The sequence below is a fragment of the Sphingomonas telluris genome (genome assembly GCF_022568775.1).
Classification (GTDB): Bacteria; Pseudomonadota; Alphaproteobacteria; order Sphingomonadales; family Sphingomonadaceae; genus Sphingomicrobium; species Sphingomicrobium telluris.
The window spans coordinates 483667-502112 of the sequence record NZ_JAKZHW010000002.1; the positions used below are offsets into that span (position 1 = coordinate 483667).

18 protein-coding genes are annotated in these 18446 nt (G+C 64.4%); 10 read left to right on the top strand and 8 right to left on the bottom strand.

Annotated features, from left to right (window positions below):
• Positions 1-41 precede the first annotated feature (41 nt).
• Entirely contained in the window at positions 42-656 is a 615-nt protein-coding gene (locus LZ016_RS13475; RefSeq protein WP_241447974.1) for a methylamine utilization protein, read from the top strand.
• Positions 646-2988 (top strand): putative bifunctional diguanylate cyclase/phosphodiesterase, encoded by a 2343-nt coding sequence (locus LZ016_RS13480; RefSeq protein WP_241447975.1) that lies wholly within the window; start codon positions 646-648, stop codon positions 2986-2988. The genes LZ016_RS13475 and LZ016_RS13480 overlap by 11 nt, the downstream gene beginning before the upstream one ends.
• Here the strand turns inward: LZ016_RS13480 and LZ016_RS13485 are convergent, their stop codons facing one another.
• Positions 2989-4125 (bottom strand): L-lactate dehydrogenase, encoded by a 1137-nt coding sequence (locus LZ016_RS13485; protein WP_241447976.1) that lies wholly within the window; start codon positions 4123-4125, stop codon positions 2989-2991.
• A gap of 114 nt (positions 4126-4239) precedes the next feature.
• Between LZ016_RS13485 and LZ016_RS13490 the strand changes: the two genes are divergently transcribed.
• Positions 4240-4722: a carboxymuconolactone decarboxylase family protein gene (locus LZ016_RS13490; RefSeq protein ID WP_241447977.1), complete on the top strand. Its 483-nt coding sequence runs from the start codon at positions 4240-4242 to the stop codon at positions 4720-4722.
• On the opposite strand, the gene LZ016_RS13495 is transcribed toward LZ016_RS13490, so the two are convergent.
• Both LZ016_RS13495 and maiA read right to left on the bottom strand, forming a co-directional pair.
• Positions 4719-5504 (bottom strand): class II aldolase/adducin family protein, encoded by a 786-nt coding sequence (locus tag LZ016_RS13495; protein ID WP_241448382.1) that lies wholly within the window; start codon positions 5502-5504, stop codon positions 4719-4721. The two genes, LZ016_RS13490 and LZ016_RS13495, sit on opposite strands and share 4 nt — an antisense overlap.
• A 26-nt stretch (positions 5505-5530) precedes the next feature.
• The gene (gene maiA, locus LZ016_RS13500; RefSeq protein WP_241447978.1) at positions 5531-6172 is read right to left on the bottom strand and encodes a maleylacetoacetate isomerase; all 642 of its coding nucleotides are present in this window, start codon (positions 6170-6172) and stop codon (positions 5531-5533) included.
• 61 nt (positions 6173-6233) lie between these two features.
• On the opposite strand from maiA, the gene LZ016_RS13505 reads away from it, so the two are divergent.
• Positions 6234-6443, top strand: a complete 210-nt coding sequence (locus LZ016_RS13505; RefSeq protein WP_241447979.1) for a KTSC domain-containing protein — start codon at positions 6234-6236, stop codon at positions 6441-6443.
• On the opposite strand, the gene LZ016_RS13510 is transcribed toward LZ016_RS13505, so the two are convergent.
• Together LZ016_RS13510 and LZ016_RS13515 are read right to left on the bottom strand one after the other, a co-directional pair.
• The gene (locus tag LZ016_RS13510; protein WP_241447980.1) at positions 6440-6700 is read right to left on the bottom strand and encodes a DUF2171 domain-containing protein; all 261 of its coding nucleotides are present in this window, start codon (positions 6698-6700) and stop codon (positions 6440-6442) included. The genes LZ016_RS13505 and LZ016_RS13510 overlap by 4 nt on opposite strands.
• A gap of 64 nt (positions 6701-6764) precedes the next feature.
• The gene (locus tag LZ016_RS13515; RefSeq protein WP_241447981.1) at positions 6765-7019 is read right to left on the bottom strand and encodes a hypothetical protein; all 255 of its coding nucleotides are present in this window, start codon (positions 7017-7019) and stop codon (positions 6765-6767) included.
• A 133-nt stretch (positions 7020-7152) separates the two neighbouring features.
• Between LZ016_RS13515 and LZ016_RS13520 the strand changes: the two genes are divergently transcribed.
• From LZ016_RS13520 to LZ016_RS13540, 5 genes are all read left to right on the top strand, one after another.
• A complete protein-coding gene (locus tag LZ016_RS13520; RefSeq protein ID WP_241447982.1) occupies positions 7153-7353 on the top strand; it encodes a hypothetical protein in 201 nt (66 codons plus the stop codon).
• A gap of 106 nt (positions 7354-7459) precedes the next feature.
• On the top strand, positions 7460-8746 hold the full coding sequence (gene hmgA / locus LZ016_RS13525; protein ID WP_241447983.1) for a homogentisate 1,2-dioxygenase: 1287 nt from the start codon (positions 7460-7462) through the stop codon (positions 8744-8746).
• Positions 8743-10029: a fumarylacetoacetase gene (fahA, locus tag LZ016_RS13530; RefSeq protein ID WP_241447984.1), complete on the top strand. Its 1287-nt coding sequence runs from the start codon at positions 8743-8745 to the stop codon at positions 10027-10029. Before hmgA ends, fahA begins: the two co-directional genes overlap by 4 nt.
• Positions 10030-10096: 67 nt before the next feature.
• Positions 10097-10585, top strand: coding sequence for a peptide-methionine (R)-S-oxide reductase MsrB (msrB, locus tag LZ016_RS13535; RefSeq protein ID WP_241447985.1), 489 nt, complete (start codon positions 10097-10099; stop codon positions 10583-10585).
• Positions 10586-10592: 7 nt separating this feature from the next.
• Complete coding sequence (locus LZ016_RS13540) at positions 10593-12317, top strand: cytochrome c biogenesis protein DipZ (protein ID WP_241447986.1); 1725 nt, start codon at positions 10593-10595, stop codon at positions 12315-12317.
• A gap of 4 nt (positions 12318-12321) precedes the next feature.
• Here the strand turns inward: LZ016_RS13540 and LZ016_RS13545 are convergent, their stop codons facing one another.
• The 3 genes from LZ016_RS13545 to LZ016_RS13555 form a co-directional block, all read right to left on the bottom strand.
• Positions 12322-12732 carry a Cif family virulence factor gene (locus LZ016_RS13545; RefSeq protein WP_241447987.1) on the bottom strand — a complete coding sequence of 137 codons (411 nt, stop codon included), beginning with the start codon at positions 12730-12732 and terminating at the stop codon, positions 12322-12324.
• A complete protein-coding gene (locus LZ016_RS13550; RefSeq protein WP_241447988.1) occupies positions 12729-14231 on the bottom strand; it encodes an MFS transporter in 1503 nt (500 codons plus the stop codon). The genes LZ016_RS13545 and LZ016_RS13550 overlap by 4 nt, the downstream gene beginning before the upstream one ends.
• A gap of 63 nt (positions 14232-14294) precedes the next feature.
• Positions 14295-15320, bottom strand: coding sequence for a LacI family DNA-binding transcriptional regulator (locus tag LZ016_RS13555; RefSeq protein WP_241447989.1), 1026 nt, complete (start codon positions 15318-15320; stop codon positions 14295-14297).
• Between the two features lie 158 nt (positions 15321-15478).
• On the opposite strand from LZ016_RS13555, the gene LZ016_RS13560 reads away from it, so the two are divergent.
• Positions 15479-18442, top strand: coding sequence for a TonB-dependent receptor (locus tag LZ016_RS13560; protein ID WP_241447990.1), 2964 nt, complete (start codon positions 15479-15481; stop codon positions 18440-18442).
• The last annotated feature ends 4 nt before the right edge of the window (positions 18443-18446 follow it).

Sequence of the window (18446 nt, forward strand, 5' to 3'; positions counted from 1 at the left end):
GCACACCGGTCCGTTTACTTCGCGCGCGTAAACACCGGCCCATGTTGCGACGGGCGTTCTTCATTTCGCTGTTCCTTCTCTCGGCTGCGCAAGCGTCAGCCGCGCCGCTGTCGGTGCGCGTCGTCGATGCCAAGGGCCAGCCAGTCAGGGATGCCGTAGTCACCTTTCGCGCCGCCGGGAGCACAAGCAGGTCGGCGGCGTCCGGCAACTACAGCGTGTCGCAGAAGGACATGCAGTTCCATCCGTTTGTGCTGGTCGTGCCCGTCGGAGCGAAAGTCTCCTTCCCGAACCTCGATCCGACCCGCCACCACGTCTATTCTTTTTCGCCTGCCAAGAAGTTCGAGCTCAAGCTGTTCGCCAGGGACCAGTCGCGCAGCGTGACGTTCGACAAGCCCGGCGTCGTCGCGCTCGGCTGCAACATCCACGACGCCATGACGGCGTTCATCTACGTCTCGGACACGCAATATACCGCGAAGACGGGCGCCAACGGCGTCGCCCAGTTCGCCAATGCACCGGCGGGCAAGATCTCGGTCTGGCACCCGTACCTGCGGGCGAAAGGCAATGTGGTCGAGCGGCAGGTCGCGGCGAACGACCGCAACGAGAGCTTCACGGTCGCGCTGCGCGCGCCGCCGATGGCGATGAGCAATGACTACTAACGCCAAGCGCTTCCGCTCGCTGAGCGCGCGCCTGACGGTGCAGTTCGCGCTGCTGTTCGCGGTGGCGATGTTGTGCGTCTCCGCGGCGCTTTCGACCTTCATCGCCGGTGCTGCTTCGCGCCAGGTCGAGAACCAGCTTCAGTCGAGCGGCGCCGTCTACGATCGCCTCTGGCAGCAGCGGGTTCGCGAGCTGCAGGGGGCGTCCCAGCTCCTCGCCCGGGACTACGGGTTCCGCGCCGCGGTCGCGACCGGCGACACGGCCACGATGGAATCCGCGCTGGGCAATGCGGCGGCGCGCCTGCGGGTAAAGACCGCTTTCATCGTCTCGCTCGACGGGTCGGTGCACGGCCTGGCCAACCATCGGCTCGCGCGCGAAGCGGAGCAGCTATGGGACCCGCTGGATGCGGGCCGCCTCGGCGGAGTGGTCGTGCTCGGCGGGAAGCCGCGCCAGCTTGTCGCTGCACCTGTCATGGCGCCCAGCCTGATCGGCTGGGTCGTGTTCGCGGCGGACCTCGACGAGCGCGAGATGACCTCGCTCGAACGGCTTTCCGCGATCCCGCTTCACGCGGGCGTGCTTGTCGGCGACGAGCAGAGCTGGCGGACCGCTGCAGGCGGGCTGAGTGTCGATGAAGCCGCCAAGCGGTCGATCAACACGCATCTCAAGAGCAATGCCGCCTTCGAAATGAGCTTCGAGGGCGAGCAGGCGATCACGCTCGCCAAGCCGCTGCCCACGATGCTTCCAGGCGATCGCGCGTTGCTAATCCTCGCCTATCCGAAGGCGCAGGCGCTCGCCGCGGCCCGCAAGCTGCAGCTGGCGCTTGGGCTGATGACGCTCCTCGGGCTCACTCTCGCCGCCTTCGCCACCTGGCGCGCGGCGGGCCGGATCACGGAGCCGCTGGCGAGGCTCGACCATGCTGCAGGACGTCTCGCATCAGGAGAGCATGTGAAGGTCCAGGTTCGGGGCGAAGACGAGCTTGCCCGCCTCGCCGCCACTTTCAATGAGATGTCCGACAAGATCGAGGAGCGCGAGAAGAGAATCACACAGCTCGCGTTCAACGATGTGCTGACCGGACTGCCGAACCGAACAATGTTCCAGCAGCAGCTGGAGCATGTTTACACCTCGCTCGGCGACGGATCGTTGGTCGCGCTTCACTGCCTCGACCTCGACCAGTTCAAGGTCATCAACGACACGCTCGGCCATCCCGCCGGCGACGCCTTGCTGATCGCTGCCGGCCAGCGCATTCGCGAAGTCGCGCGCGGTCATTTCGTGGCGCGGCTGGGTGGCGATGAGTTCGTCGTGCTTCAGACGGTCGGTCAGGACCGCAACGCCGTTGACCGGCTCGCGGAGAAGCTGATCGAATCCGTCGCCCGCCCGCTCAACATCGACGGGAATGAGCTGATGCCCTCCACCAGCGTCGGCATCGCTATCGCGCCTTTCGATGCTCCGGACGCGGGAACGCTGCTCAGGAACGCCGACCTCGCGCTCTATCGCGCCAAGGAGGCGGGCCGCGGGACGTTTGCCTTCTTCGAAGAGAGCCTGAACCGTCGTGCCCAGGATCGGCGCCGATTGGAGACCGACCTGCGCCTGGCGCTCGAGCGCGGGGAGTTCGAGCTATACTATCAGCCGCTCTTCGATCTCGAGAGCAATCGCATCGGCTCCTTCGAGGCGCTCATCCGCTGGAATCATCCGGAGCGCGGGCTCGTCTCTCCTCTCGAGTTCATCGGCGTCGCGGAGGAGACTGGGCTTATCGTCCCGATGGGCGCTTGGGCCCTGCGCGAAGCATGCCGCAAGGCAAGCGAGTGGCCCGACCATGTGCGCGTCGCCGTCAACGTCTCGCCGGTGCAATTCCACCGCGGCGGCCTCAACGAGACCATCGTTCAGGCGCTTGCAGCCAGTGGCCTGGCTCCGCAGCGGCTGGAGATCGAGATCACCGAGTCCGTCTTCCTCGACGGCAGCGACGCAACGCTGAAGCTGTTGCACGCACTGCGCTCGATCGGCGTGCGGGTGGCGCTCGACGATTTCGGGACGGGCTATTCCTCGCTCAGCTATTTGCAGAGCTTCCCGTTCGACAAGATCAAGATCGACCGCAGCTTCATCGAGAACATCCTGACCCGTCCCGGCGCCAGCGCGATCGTCGCTGCGATCACCGACCTTGCCAACGCGCTCGGCATGGAGACGACGGCTGAAGGGGTGGAGGACAACGCGCAGCTGGCAGAGCTTCGCTCGCATGGCTGTTCGTCGGTGCAGGGCTTTCTGTTCGCCAAGCCGATGCAGGCGCGGGAAGTCGAAAAGCTTTTCGATGAAGGCAATCAGGCCCGCCACGTCGCGTGATCAGCGGCGATCAAGGATCTCCGGGCCGATCTTCCGCACCTCTGTGCAACCCGTCAGAGCCATCGCCACGCGCATCTCCGCTTCGATTAGCTTCAGCACGTGCGCAACGCCTTCGCCACCGCGTGACCCGAGAGCGTAGGCCCAGGCGCGTCCGAGAAGGACGAAGTCGGCGCCGAGGGCGAGCATGCGGATGACGTCGAGACCAGAGCGAACGCCTCCGTCGACGAGAACGGGCATACGCCCAGCGACGGCTTCGGCGACCGACGGTAGCGCTCGAACGGACGAGCTGACGCCATCCAGCTGCCGCCCGCCGTGGTTGGACACGACGATCCCGTCCACGCCGTTCGCCGCGGCTTCACGCGCGTCGTCGGGTTCGAGGATTCCCTTGATGATGAGCGGTCCGTCCCAATTCTCGCGGACCCAGGCGACGTCATTCCATGTGATGCGTGGGTCGAAATTGGCACCGATCCAGCCGAAATAATCCTCCATGCCGGAATTCTTGCCGAGAACCGGCTCCAGATTGCCGAGGCTGTGCGGACGTCCGCGGAGGCCCACGTCCCAAGCCCAACTGGGGCGCAGCAGGCCTTGGCATGCCCGGCGAAGCCTGCTGCCGCCAGACAGGCCCGAGCGGCTATCACGATACCGGCTACCCGCGACGGGCAGATCCACTGTCAGGAGCAAGGCGCTGCAGCGCGCCTCCTTGGCCTGATCCAACAGGTCCGTCACGAAGCCGCGGTCGCGGATGACGTAGAGCTGCATCCAGAATGGCGCCTGGAGCTCACGCGCGATCTCGCGCACCGAGCAGACGCTGAGGCTCGAAAGCGAGAAGGGCACGCCCGCCGCGTGGGCCGCCTTTGCCGCCTGCACTTCGCCGCGGCGCGCATACATTCCGGACAGTCCGACCGGTCCGAGGCCCACCGGCAGCGACCAAGTTTGACCGAACAATTCCGTGGTGAGATCCAGCTCGGAAACATCGCGAAGGACGCGCTGGCGAAGTTTCACGGCGCGGAGGTCGTCGACGTTCGCGGCCAGCGTCACCTCGTCGTACGAACCGCCGTCGAGATATTCGAAGAGGAAGTGCGGCAGCCGCGCCTTGGCGAGTTCGCGATAGTCGCTGACCGATGCGGCTTTCTTCATGCGCGATCAGGCATCGCAGGCACTGCCGATGACCGCAAGATCGTGCCATAGGGCCCCGCGAGTCTGCCGACTCCTGTTCCCGCGTCACTCGCCGAACCACGACAGGAGAAAGCCATGGTCGAACCCCTGCGGATGAACATCGCGAAGCTTGCGCCGGAGGGATATCAGCACCTGTTGAACCTGGAGCAGGCGATCGCTTCGAAGCTCGATCGGAAGCTCATCCATCTCATCAAGCTGAGAGCCTCGCAGATCAACGGCTGCGCCTATTGCATCGCCATGCACACTCGGGAGGCTTTGCACGACGGAGACTCGGCGGAACGCCTGCTGCTGCTCGACGCGTGGCAGGAAAGCTCGCAGTTCAGCGAGAAGGAACGGGCGGCGTTGCAGTGGGTCGAGGAGATCACGCTGATTGCCGACGGCCACGCGCACAAGGAAGCCTTCGAAGCGCTGAAGCCGCACTTCTCGGAAGAAGAGATCGCTTGGCTGACGCTGGCGTCCAGCCTGATCAACGCCTGGAACCGGATCTCGATTGCCTCACGCGCGCAGCTTGGAGCATCCCATCAGGCGCCGGAGCAGAAAGTCGCTGAGCCCGCCTAGGAGGCGAAGCTGGGATCGAGCCGGTAGGCTTTGCGCTTCAGCGCCGGCCATGCGAGCAGGTTCGCGGCGAGCGGAAGTCCCACCTCGCCCTGCTGGGCAGTAATCTCGGGCGATCCCTGCGGCGGCGTGTTCAGCCTATCGCCTGCGGTCAGCGCCATGATCTGCGCCTGGCAAGCACGCTCGATATAATAGAGGCGGATGAAACACTCGCCGACGTTCTTGCCGACGGCGAGCGTGCCGTGATTGCGCAGGATCATCGCATTCTTGGTGCCGAGGTCTGAGACGAGCCGCTCACGCTCGCCGAGGTCCACTGCAACGCCCTCATATTCGTGGAATGCGATCTCGCCACGGATCAGCATCGCAGTCTGAGTGAGCGGAAGAAGGCCATCGGCGTTGGCGGACACAGCCTGCCCTGCCGGCGTGTGGAGATGCATCACCGCATGAGCATCGTCGCGCGCCATGTGAATCGCCGAATGGATGGTGAAGCCAGCGGGGTTAGTGATGAAGGGGGTCGGATCGACCGGATTGCCGTTCACATCGACCTTCACCAGCGACGACGCGGTCACTTCCTCGAACATCAAATTGTACGGGTTGAGCAGGAAATGATGTTCGGGTCCCGGGGTGCGCGCTGACAAGTGCGTGAAGATGAGGTCATCCCAGCCGTAGTGCGCAACCATGCGGTAGGCGGCGGCGAGATCCACGCGGATAGCCCATTCCTCGTCGCTGACCTTGCCCTCCAGCGAGGGGATGTTGACCGACTCCAGCGGCCTAGTGTCGCTCATTCCGCGGTTGATCGCGTCGACGCGGTTCATTTCGGTTGCTCCTGTCGGTCCGGGTGCGCGGAGGCGAACGGCTCCAGCTTACTCGCATTCTCGTCGGCACGCAGCAGGGTCGGATAATCGTCGAGCGGCACGTTGAAGCGCCGCGCATTAAAGAGCTGTGGCACGAGGAGGACATCGGCCGCGGTCGGCGCGTCGCCGAACAGGAACTTGCCCGCTCTCGGCGCAGCGAATGCTTCCAGCGCTGGGAGGCCCTCGCTGATCCAGTGTGCGTACCAGGCGTCGGCTTCTTGCTTGGAATGGCCGAGCTCGTTCTTCAGATATTTAAGAACCCTGAGATTGTTCAGCGGGTGGATGTCGCAGGCTACCATCATCGCCATTGCGACCACATGCGCGCGGTCGACCGCAGGCGTCGGAATCAACGGCGGGGTCGGGAAGCGCAGGTCGAGATAATTAATGATCGCCAGGCTCTGAACGAAGCGGTGCCCGTCGATCTCAAGCATGGGAACGAAGCTCTGCGGATTTAGCTTTTTGTACTCGTCGGATTTCTGAGCGCCCTCGGCCAAATTGATCGGCCGGCTCTCATATTGAACGTTCTTGAGGTTGAGGGCGATCCGCACCCGGTAGGCGGCGGAAGAGCGAAAATAATCGTAGAGAACGACGTCGGGCATGCCTCGGCTTAGCGGCTGGCGCCCTCATGCGGCAAGTTACGGCTTAGCGCGTTGTTACGGCATGCCGTCAAAGGTCATCCGCCGCTTTTTCTACGTGCCGGACTCGCGGGAACTCACGATCGAGTTCGTGACCGGGCGGCGATACATCTATTCAGAAGTGCCGGAGGACGACGTACGCGCCTTCCGAGCGGCGTTCTCGAAAGGCGCACACTTCAATCGTCACATCCGCGATCACTACGAATGTCGCGAACTCGCGGCGGGCGAGACCTAGAGGTTCTCGCCGCCCTCTTCGGTCTCGAAGATGCTTTCGAGGGCATCGATCCGAGCGGACAAGCGAACGGTATCGCCTTCGACATCGGCCACGAGGCCGGCCGGTACGTAATGATGGTGACCTTCATGCGAGCCCGCGCCCGCGCTGTCCCGAGTCAGTTTGATGCGGTCGCCTTCCACATGATCGACCTTGCCGATCGGCGTACCCTCGGCGTCGATTACCTGCATATGCTCACGAACCTGGTCGATGCTGCTCATCCGTGTCTCCATTGGTGGGGGTCTCAAAACAGGCCGCGCTACCGGCGGCAGATAGTATACCGCGTCATTGTGACGGGGCCGAATCTCCGCCGGCTCCATTCCCTGGATCGCTGGTAGGTCCCGCCGCGTTGGCGGGCATGGTGTCTCCGAGCTGGCCCTGCTCGGTCGCGGGTGCCGTTCCGGCGGCAATATTGCTGGGACCGGTGACCTGTTCCGGTCCGCGCTCACGCTCCGAGATATTCTGCTCCGCGGCGGTTGGTCCCGACCCGCAAGCGGCGATGAGCACGAATGCGGGGGTGACGACCATCCATCGGCGCATCTGAAGTCCTTCCGGCGTATTGGAGCGAGGAAGCCTCGGAAGGCGCAAAGGTTCCGCTTTGGGCATCACGGAACCCTCACCCCAAAGCTTCGTTCGTTTCGCCAGCATAACAGGCCAACAGGGAGGTAAACCAATGGCCGATGACCGTGATACCGTAGAACGCACGACTGTAGTCGAGACGGATGGTGGCGGCGGAGGCGGCGGTGTCCTCGCCGTTGTCCTGCTGATCATCGTCGTGCTCGTTCTGCTGTTCCTCTTCCGCGACCAACTCGGTTTCGGAAGCAAGACGACGGAAGTGAAGATCCCCGACCAGATCAACGTCAACGTCAACTAGATCGACGACCAAAACGCGCGGTAGGCGAGTCCCGCGCGGTCGGGCGCAGTTCCAACAGGGGCTGCGCCCGTTTGTTTTTGGGCGCCGCAGCCTTTAACGAGCCGCCATGCAAGCGAACGCATTGCGGTACATGAGCGGCTTCGGCGGCCATTTCGAAACCGAGGCCGTGGAAGGCGCGCTGCCGAAGGGCCGCAACAGCCCACAGAAGCCGGCCTTCGGTCTCTATGCCGAGCAATTGTCCGGCAGCGCTTTCACGGCCCCGCGTCACGAGAACCGGCGCAGCTGGCTCTATCGCATGCGGCCGACGGCGGACCACCGGCCGTTCACCCGTTACGATGGCGCGCCCTTGTTTGCGCCGGGGACGGTCAAGGAGCCGCTGGCACCCAATCGCCTGCGCTGGAACCCGCCTGCCGATCTGCCCGCGGATACGGACTTCGTCGACGGCATGGTCACCATGCTGGCGAACCGCGACCCTTCGGATCTGGAAGGCGTCGCGGTCCATCTCTATCGCGCTAGCAAGTCAATGAGCCGCCGCGTCTTCGTCGATGCCGACGGCGAGCTGCTGATCATCCCCCAGCAGGGCGTCCTGCACCTCCTGACCGAGTTTGGCCGCCTCGAAGTTGCGCCGGGCTCCGTCGCGCTGGTTCCGCGCGGCGTGAAGTTCCGCGTCGAGGTGGACGGCGAGTCTCGCGGCTATGTTGCCGAGAACCACGGCCTGCCGTTTCGGCTTCCGGATCTCGGGCCGATCGGCTCCAACGGTCTCGCCAATGCGCGCGATTTCGAGATTCCCGTCGCCTGGTTCGACGACCGCGACGAGCCGACCGAAGTCATCCAGAAGTCGCTCGGCTCGCTGTGGACGACCACGCTCGATCACTCGCCGCTCGATGTCGTCGCGTGGCACGGCAATTACGCGCCGTGGCGCTACGATCTCGCTCACTTCAACACGATCGGCACGGTTAGCTTCGATCATCCGGACCCGTCGATCTTCACGGTCCTGACGAGCCCCAGCAACGTGCACGGGCGTGCCAACGCCGACTTCGTCATCTTCCCGCCGCGCTGGATGGTGGCCGAGGATACATTTCGGCCTCCTTGGTTCCACCGCAACGCGATGAGTGAGGCGATGGGCCTGATCCACGGTGCATACGATGCGAAGGCGGACGGCTTTTCGCCGGGCGGACTGTCGCTGCACAATTTGATGAGCGGCCACGGGCCGGACGTCGAAAGCTGGCATAAGGCGAGCGAGGCGGAGCTGACGCCCGCGAAGATCGACAACACCCTGGCCTTCATGGTCGAGACTTGCTGGCCGTATCGCCCTACCCAGTTCGCGCTCGACCGCGCGCAGCACGACTATGATGAAGCGTGGGCGGGCTTTCCGAAGGCGAAGCTGCCGTGACTGACGAAACGCACGATCCCTCCGCCGTCAGCTGGGTCGATGGGGCCGGTCCCGGCAGCGACTTCCCGGTGCAGAACCTGCCGCTTGGGATCTTCTCGGAGGCAAAGGGGCTCAGGCGGCCGGGTGTTGCGATCGGCGATTACATTCTCGACCTCGTGTCCGCAGCCGATCTGCTCGACGAAGAGTGGCGCGAAGACTTGTCGCAACCCATCCTCAACGCCTGGCTGTCACGGGGGCCGGAGACGCATCGAGCACTTCGCCAGCGCCTGTTCGAGCTACTGACCGACGAGCGCTATCGCGACGATCTGGAAGTGCATCTGATCGGGCAGAGCGAGGTGCGGATGCACGTGCCGTGCCTCATCGGCGACTACACCGATTTCTACGTCGGCATCCATCACGCGACCAATGTCGGCAAGCAGTTCCGGCCCGACAATCCGCTGCTTCCAAACTACAAATATGTGCCGATCGGCTATCACGGCCGGGCAAGCTCGGTGCGCCCGTCGGGCGAGCCCGTGACCCGGCCGAGAGGCCAGCGCAAACCGCCGGACGCTGAGACGCCGGACTACGGTCCCAGCCGCCGTCTCGACTACGAGCTGGAACTCGGCATGTGGATCGGGCGCGGCAACGATCTCGGCCAGCCGATCCCGATCGGCGAGGCTGGCGAGCACATCGCAGGCTTTTGCCTGCTTAACGATTGGTCCGCGCGCGACCTGCAGGCTTGGGAATATCAGCCGCTCGGTCCGTTCCTGGCGAAGAATTTCCTGACCAGCGTGTCGCCGTGGATCGTGACTGCCGATGCGCTGGAGCCATTCCGCAAGGCTCTGCCGCCGCGCGCCCAGGGCGATCCGCAGCCGCTACCCTATCTCGACGATCCTTCGGACCGCGCGAGCGGGGGCCTCGCCATCCAGCTCGAAGTGACGCTGACCTCCGCGCGGATGCGCAGCGAGGGCATCGCGCCCCACGTTCTGTCGCGCGGAAGCGCGGACGCCGCGATGTACTGGAGCGCCGCGCAGATCGTCGCGCACCATTCCTCCAATGGCTGCAACCTTCAGCCGGGAGACCTGATCGCGACGGGCACGCTCTCGACCGACAGCGACGAGGGGCTGGGATCGATGCTGGAGATCAGCCGCGGTGGGAAGCAGCCGCTCACCCTGCCGACCGGCGAGACGCGAAGCTTCCTCGAAGACGGCGATGAAGTCACTCTTCGTGCGTGGTGCGAGCGTGAAGGTGCCGTGCGCATTGGCCTCGGCGAGTGCGTGGGGCGCGTCGTCCCACCGGCGTAAGTTCCAAATCATCACGGTCAGGGCCAGCTTCAGCAATCAGCAAGGTTGATTGTTGCTATGAGCCTGCATGGCTCCTGTTTTGGACCGCCGCACGCTTCTCGCCGGCCTGGGCCTCGGCGGAGTTGCTTGGGTGCTGTTCAGGCCGGCTGCAGGCGATGCAGCACCTGCTTTCGCGGTCACACACACCCAGGACCAGTGGCGCAAACTGCTTGGACCGGCGCGCTACCATATCTTGCGTGAAGCTGGGACGGAGCGTGCCTACACGAGCCCGCTCAACTCCGAGCATCGCCGCGGCACGTTCTTTTGTGCCGGCTGCGCGCTTCTGCTGTTCAGTTCGACGACGAAATTCGACAGCGGCACCGGCTGGCCGAGTTTCTTCAAACCTCTGCCCAACGCGGTCGTCACCCGCTCGGATCGCAGCCTGCTAATGGAACGCACGGGGGTGCTTTGCCGCCGTTGTGGTGGGCATCTCGGGCATGTTTTCGACGATGGTCCGAAGCCCACAGGTCTTCGCTATTGCATGAATGGACTCGCGCTGAAGTTCCAGCCAGCTTGAGCGCGCCATGCTGATCGCACTGCTAGCCTATTTCGGCGGAATGCTGACGATCGTCAGCCCCTGCATCCTGCCGGTCCTCCCCTTCGTGTTCGCCAATGCTGGCCGCAGCTTCAAGCGCGGCGCGCTGCCCATGCTCGCAGGTATGGCGCTAACCTTCGCGGTCGTTGCGACTCTTGCGGCAGTGGGGGGCAGCTGGGCGGTTCGCGCCAACGAGGTGGGACGCTGGGCGGCCCTGATCCTCCTCGCCTTGTTCGGGCTGGCGCTAGTCTTTCCATCGATTTCCGACCGCGCGACGCGTCCTCTAGTCGCGCTCGGCTCGCGGCTGTCGGAGCGGCACGATCAGGAATCGATCTGGTCGTCGGTCGTTCTCGGCATTGCGACCGGCTTGCTGTGGGCCCCCTGCGCGGGCCCGATCCTCGGGATCATCTTCACGGCGGCCGCAATCCAGGGCGCAACGCTCGGCACCACCTTCCTGCTGCTGTCCTATGCACTGGGCGCTGCGACTTCGCTGGCGCTCGCGCTTCTAGTCGGCGGCAAGGTCTTCCAGCGGATGAAGGGGTCGCTTCACACCACCGAATGGATCCGCCGAGTGCTGGGCGTGCTGGTGATCGTCGGCGTTGTTGCCATTGCGTTTGGGCTCGATACGCGGGTGCTGGCGAAGATCTCGAGCACGCAGACGACCACCCTCGAAACAGGGCTAGCGAGCAAGCTCGGGTTGGGCGCTGGTCCGTCGAAGGGGCCGAAGCTCGGCGCCGGCGGCAAGCTCGAGCTTCCGGTCGAAGGGCAGCTTCCGTCGCTCGATGGCATCGGTCCGTGGATCAACAGCCCGCCGCTCTCGGCCGGCGACCTCAAGGGCAAGGTCGTCGTCATCGACTTCTGGACCTACAGCTGCATCAACTGCATCCGTTCGATCCCCTACGTCCGGGCCTGGTACGAGCGCTATCGCGACGACGGACTGGTGGTTATCGGCGTGCATGCGCCCGAGTTCGCGTTCGAGCGTAATGCGGAGAACGTGATGCAGGCGGTCCGGGACCTCGGCATCCGCTACCCCGTCGCTCTCGACAACGACTATGTCGTCTGGAACCGGCTGAAGAACAATTACTGGCCGGCCCACTACTTCTTCGATGCGCAGGGCCGGCAGCGCTATCATCACTTCGGAGAGGGCAAGTACGACGAGTCCGAGATGGTGATCCGCCAACTCCTCGCCGAAGCCGGCCACGCGCCCAAGGCCGGGGGCATGGCAGAGGAGACCGCCACCGGCGCGGAACAGGACGCCGCGCGTTCCGATCTCAGGTCTCCCGAGACTTATGTCGGCTACGCGCGGGCCGACCGCTTCGCGTCACCGGGCGGACAGGCGAAGGACGTCGCCAAGGCCTATTCCTCGTCGCCCCTGGCGCTCAACGACTGGTCGCTGGAAGGCCAGTGGCTGGTCGGCAAGCAGGACGCGACCCTCAAGTCCCCATCGGGGGCAATCGCCTACCGGTTCCACGCTCGCGACCTGCACTTGGTCATGGGTACTTGGAGCGGGATTCCGATCCGCTTCCGCGTGACCATCGACGGCAAGCCGCCGGGTGCGGACGCGGGCGTGGACGTGAAGCCGGACGGGACCGGCACGATCGTCGGTCAGCGCCTCTACCAGCTCGTCCGGCAGAAGGGCCAGGTGCGCGACCGCACCGTCCGGGTCGAATTCCTCGATCCCGGCGCTCAAGCCTTCGCTTTCACCTTCGGCTGAGCGCCTAGCGTTCGTTGTCCCAAATCATCGAGATGATGCGCCATCCCTGGTCGGGGTCGCGGAACAGCTGGATGGAATTGATGCCGCGACGCTCCGGCTCCTCGTCGTCCAGCGAGGTGCGGGCTTCGTAATGGCTCCAGACGTGGGCCATGTTGCCGAACACGTCGATGCGCCGCGCGGTCTCGATCTCGTAGAAGTTGTTGGCGTTGAAGAAAGGCGTCGTGTTCTCCGCATATTCGTCGAGGCCCATGATCTTCTTCGCCGGGCGGCCATGCTCGTCCAGCCAAGTCCGGACTTGCCGCGCTTCGGGCAGGAAGGCGTTGCGCTGCCGCGACCAGTCGCGAGGTCCTGCCGGACCGGAGATCATCGCGTACATCTCGTTGATGACGGCGCCGATCGCGTCTTCGTCGCTCATGCCTGGCTCTCCTTCACGCGAGTCATGGCGAGTGCTGCAAGCACCAACACCCCGGCGGCGACCAGCATGGTCCAGATCGGCTCGTCGGGGAAGGCGGCCTTCATGATCGATCCCATGACCGTCGCGACCAGCAGCTGCGGGACCACCACGAAGACGTTGAACAGGCCCATGTAGATGCCGAGCTTCCTCTGCGGCAGGTTGGACGCGAGGATGGCGTAGGGCATCGCAAGGATAGACGCCCAGGCGATGCCGACGCCGATCTCAGACAGAACCAGCCATTTCGCGTCCTGGATGAAGAAGAAGCTCGCATAGGCTGCGGCTCCCGCGAGGAGGCAGACCATGTGCGTGCGCTCCTTGCCCAAGCGGCTGCTCAGCCACGGAAGTAGTGTCAGAGCGGCTACGGCGGAGACGCCATTGTAGATGGCGAACAGTTCGCCGACGCGGTTGCTGGCGTCCTGGTATCCGGCGCTCGCGGGATCGGGAGAATGGAAGAAGTATTGGGCGACCACGGGCGTCGTGTAGATCCACATGATGAAGAGCGCGGACCAGCTGAAGAACTGAACCAGCGCCAGGCGCTTCATCAATGGCGGCATTCCGGTAAAATCGCCGACGATGTGAGCCAGCATATTGCTCGACCCGCCGCGGCGAGCGAGTTGGATGGCGATGATGCTGGCAAGGCCGTAGGCGATCAGAAGGCCGCCCAGCAGATACATCTCCTTTTCGAGGCCCCATTTGGCGACACCGAAGATCACCAGGCCGCCCGCCACAATCCAGATAATGCTTCGGCCGAGGCTTCGTGAGCCAAGAGCGCGAATCGTGGTGTCGCCGTCGGGATGGTCGGCCGTCTCGCCGAAGCCCGCCATTTCCTCGGGCGAATATTCGCGGGTCGCGAGCACGGTCCAAAGCACGGCAAGGAACAGCGCAGCTCCGCCGATCCAGAAGGCGTAGCGGACAGTGTCGGGAATGCCTCCACCTGCCGCCACGTTCGAAACGCCCAGTTTCTCCAACCCGGGCGGGATGAGCGAGCCGAGCACCGCACCGGCGCCGATGAAGGCGGTCTGCACCGCATAACCGGCGGTGTGCTGATCCTTGCGCAGCATGTCGCCGACGAAAGCGCGGAAAGGCTCCATGGAAATGTTGAGGCTCGCGTCGAGCATCCACAGCAGCAGCGCCGCGAAGAGGAGCGCGCCGGATAGCGGCATGAGGAAGAGCGACAGCGCCGCGAGAAGGGCGCCGGCGACGAAATAGGGCCGGCGGCGACCGAGCCGTCCAAGCCAGGTCCGGTCCGACATGTGCCCGATAATCGGTTGGACGAGCAGTCCCGTCAGCGGCGCCGCGACCCACAGGGCGGGCAGGTCATCGAGGCTCGATCCGAGCGACTGGAAAATGCGTGACATGTTCGCGTTCTGAAGCGCGAAGCCGATCTGGATGCCGAAGAAGCCGAACGAGATATTCCAAAGACCGGCCAGACTCTGCCGGGGTTTCTCACTGCCGAGCATGCTTTCCCTCCCGCGCTCACGCGCGAGGCTGGCAGATCGATTGGCGTCGGACAACGCGGTCGGTCAGGCGCCTTGGCTGGAGTCGCGAACCACGAGCTTCACGGGAAGCAGCTGCGACTTGATCGTTCCATATTCGACCGCCTCGACGGCCGCTTCGACCAGCGCCTCGCCGGCGCGGCGCGAATCCTGGCGCACAGTGCTGAGTGGTGGGCTCGACAGGCTAGCGGCTGGAATGTCGTCGAAGCCGACGATCGCAACTTCGTCGGGGATCAGCCGCCCTAACTTCTGGAGCGCGTGCATGGCGCCAATCGCGGCGACGTCGCTGGCGCCAAAGATCGCGTCGAAGCGAACGCCTCGTTTGATGAGTTCTTCGACGCCCTCGCGCCCGGCTTGCTCGCTGGGCTCCGCATCGACGCACAGGCGGTTGTCGGGCTCGATGCCGGCGGCACGAAGGGCGCGGCAATAGCCACGCCAGCGGTCGAAGCACTCGGGATAGGCGGGTCCAGCTGTACCGATGAAAGCGATGTCCCTGCGGCCGGACTGCAGGAGGTGCTCGGTCGCGTCGAATCCGCCCTGTTCATTGTCGGAACCGACCGTGGCGCCGATTGGCACTCCCGGGGCCGATCCCCACCAGACGAAATGCGTACCCCGTTCGGTCAGCCGGCGAAGGATCGCCTCGTACTGCAGATAGTCGCCGTAACCGAGCAGGATGATCCCGTCCGCGCGATGCGTGTCGGCATAGTCGACGTGCCAGTCGGAGGAGAGCTGCTGGAACGAGATGAGCAGGTCGTACCCAGTGTCGGCGCACTTGCGGACCATCGCCCCCAGCATCGACAGATAGAAGGGATTTATGAGGCCGCCGTCGTCCGACGCGGCCTCCTCGAACAGGACGGCAAGCGTGCGCGAGCGGTTCCGGCGGAGGCCGGAGGCGTTCTTGTCGACCTTGTAGTTGAGCTGCTCCGCGGCGGCGAGGACTCGGGCCCGGGTCTCGGCGCTGACGGAGGGGCTATTGTTGAGGGCGCGGGACACCGTCGGCTGCGAAACGCCAGCCAGTGCTGCGATGTCGAAAGAGGTCGGCCGCCTCTGCATCATCCCCTTCGACCCAAATTAGGCGCTCTGAATACGTATGTATAGCTGCTGATCCAGTTCCCCTCAGCCGAAGCACTGATATTCCTGGTGCATCAGGAGAGAGGCGTCCGCGCTGCTTGGGGCATCGACGGCCGGACGTGTCAACGAGGGGAGAGTACATGACTGGTTTAACTTCGCGTTCGCGCCTGGCCGCAGCGGCGAGCCCGCTCGCGCTATGCCTGGCATTCGCAAGCAGCGCGGCCTACGCGCAAGACACGACGCCACCGCCGCCGGATCCGAGCGCAGCGATCGAGGCCGGCCAGGAGGTCGACGCCGGCGCTTTAAAGGAAGAGACGCCGGGCGAGAGCCCGATCGTCGTTACCGGCTTCCGCGCCGCGCTGCAGAACGCAGTGAACACTAAGAAGCGGGCCGACCAGATCGTCGAGTCGGTCAGCGCGGAAGACATCGGCAAGCTGCCGGACGCCTCGATCGCGGAATCGATTTCCCGCCTGCCGGGCGTCGCCTCGCAGCGCATCGCGGGTTCCGGCCGCACGTCCTATCTGTCGATCCGCGGCTTCGCCCCGGACTATTCGACGACGCTCCTTAATGGGCGCGAACAGACGTCGACGGGCGACAACCGTGCGGTCGAATACGACCAGTATCCGTCGGAAATCGTCAGCCAGGTCAACGTCTATAAGACGCCCATGGCCTCGATCATCGGCCAGGGTGTCGCCGGTACGGTCGACCTTCGGACGATCCGTCCCCTCGAATATGGCAAGCAGGTCATCTCGTTCGGTGGCCGTGGCGTCTACATCGACAACGGCAAGATCAACGACGGCAGCAAGGAGTTCGGCTACCGCCTGAACGGCGTCTACGTCGACCAGTTCGCCGACGGGAAGGTGGGCGTGTCGCTCGCCGCCAGCTGGAACGACGAGCCCTATTCGCTCGAGGAGTTCGAATCGTGGGGCTATCCGACGATCGGCCCGAACGGCGGCCCGCCGGCGGTCATCGGCGGCACCAAGTCCTACGTGACGTCCAGCCAGCTGAAGCGCTTCGGCCTTCAGGGCACGCTGGAATTCAAGCCGACGGACCAGATCACGTCGACCGTCGACGCCTTCTACTCCAACTTCAAGGACGACCAGATCAAGCGCGGCATGGAAGTGCCGCTCTATTGGTCGTCGGCCGTCCTGGAGCCTGGCTTCACCGTCAACGACGGCCTGGTCACCAAGGGGACGTTCAGCAACGTCCATGCCGTGCCCCGCAACGTCGCCTGGCAGCGTGATGCCAAGCTCTATTCGTTCGGCTGGAACAACCGGTACGACAATGACGACGGCTGGCACGGCGTCCTCGACCTCAGCTACTCGAAGACCAAGCGCAACGAGTGGATCTTCGAGGTCTGGTCGACCACCGGCGGCGTGCCCGACGTCATGGATTTCGAATCCGGCGGCCACGGGACCAGCTTCACGCACGATCTCGATTATTCCGATCCGAACCTCGTCGTTCTGTCCGATCCGGGCGGATGGGGCGGCACCGGCTACTCGAACAACCGCATCGTCCACGATCGCATCTGGCAGTATCGCGGCGAAATCGGGAAGGATCTGAACACCAGCATCTTCTCGCGCGGCGTCTTCGGCGTGAACTTCACGAACCACGACAAGTCGCTGACCCCGGACGAGGCCTTCATTCGCCTGCCGAACGGCGCCGCTTCGGCCCACGTCCCGACAGACCTTCTCAAGAAGCCGACCGATCTCGACTTCCTCGGGCTCGGACCGGTTCTGTCCTTCGATCCGTTCGATCTGCTCGACGCGGGCATCATCACGCTCGTCAGCGGCAACACGAATCCGGACGTTCAGCTGAAGGCCTACGACGTCCACGAAAACCTTTGGACGCTGTACACGCAGTGGGACATCCGTGCCGACCTCGGCTCGGCTGAGCTGACCGGCAACGTTGGCGTGCAGGCGGTGCACACCGATCAGAGCGCCGGCGGCTTCATTGCGCAGAACGGCGAGATCACGCCTACGACTGGTGGGGCGCAGTATTGGGACGTCATGCCCAGCCTCAACCTGTCGGCTCGCTTCCCGAGCGATTGGGTGATCCGCCTCGGCCTCGCGCGTGAAGTGATGCGGCCGCGCATGGACGACATGCGGTCCTCGACGCGCGTTAATATCAGCAATGGAAGCAGCCCCGATCCGGAGCTTCACTTCGTCACGGGCGATACGGGTCAGCCGGAACTCCGGCCGTTCCGTGCCAATGCAGCGGACCTCAGCTTCGAGAAGTATTTCGGCATCAAGGGCTACGTCGCGCTGCAGCTGTTCTACAAGCACTTCAACACGTTTGTCGTGAACCAGGCGCTGCCCGGCGTACCTTACGACTTTACGGGGCTTCCGCTGCCGGAACCGTTCCAGAGTACCGACCCGAGCGATCCGCTCACCTACGTGCCGCCTGAAAATATCCAGAACGGCATCATCTTCCAGCCGTACAACGTGAAGGGCGGCAACCTGTACGGTGCGGAACTTGCAGGTACGATCCCGATTGGCGAATTCATCCCCGCACTGGACGGCTTCGGCTTCACGGGCGGCGCGGGCTGGACCAAGTCGAAGATCCACATTTCTCCAGGCGCGCCTCCAAGCGACCTGCCCGGCTATTCGAAGTGGGTCGTGAACGGCACCGCCTACTTCGAAAAGTACGGCTTCTCTGCCCGTGTCAGCGGACGCTATCGTTCGAGCTTCATCGGCGAGGTCTCGGGCTTCGGCGCGAACCGTACGCTTCGCCGTTCGAAGCCGGAGACGGTCTGGGATGCGCAGATCGGGTATGAGTTCCAGCCAACCTCTGCGCTGGCTGGCTTGTCTCTCTATCTGCAGGGCCAGAACCTGACGAACGAGCCGTTCGTGACCTTCGGAAGCGCCGAGAACCAGATCATCAACTATCAGGAGTTCGGTCGGCGCTTCATGCTGGGCGCGACCTACAAGTTCGGTCAGCACGCGGCTCCGCCGCCTCCGCCGCCGCCACCTCCGCCGCCGCCTGCACCGCCGCCTCCGGCGACGCAGACTTGCGCCGACGGCTCGGTAATCCTGGCGACCGAGGCCTGCCCGGCCCCGCCGCCTCCGCCTCCGCCGCCTCCGCCGGCGCCTGAACGCGGCTGATCTT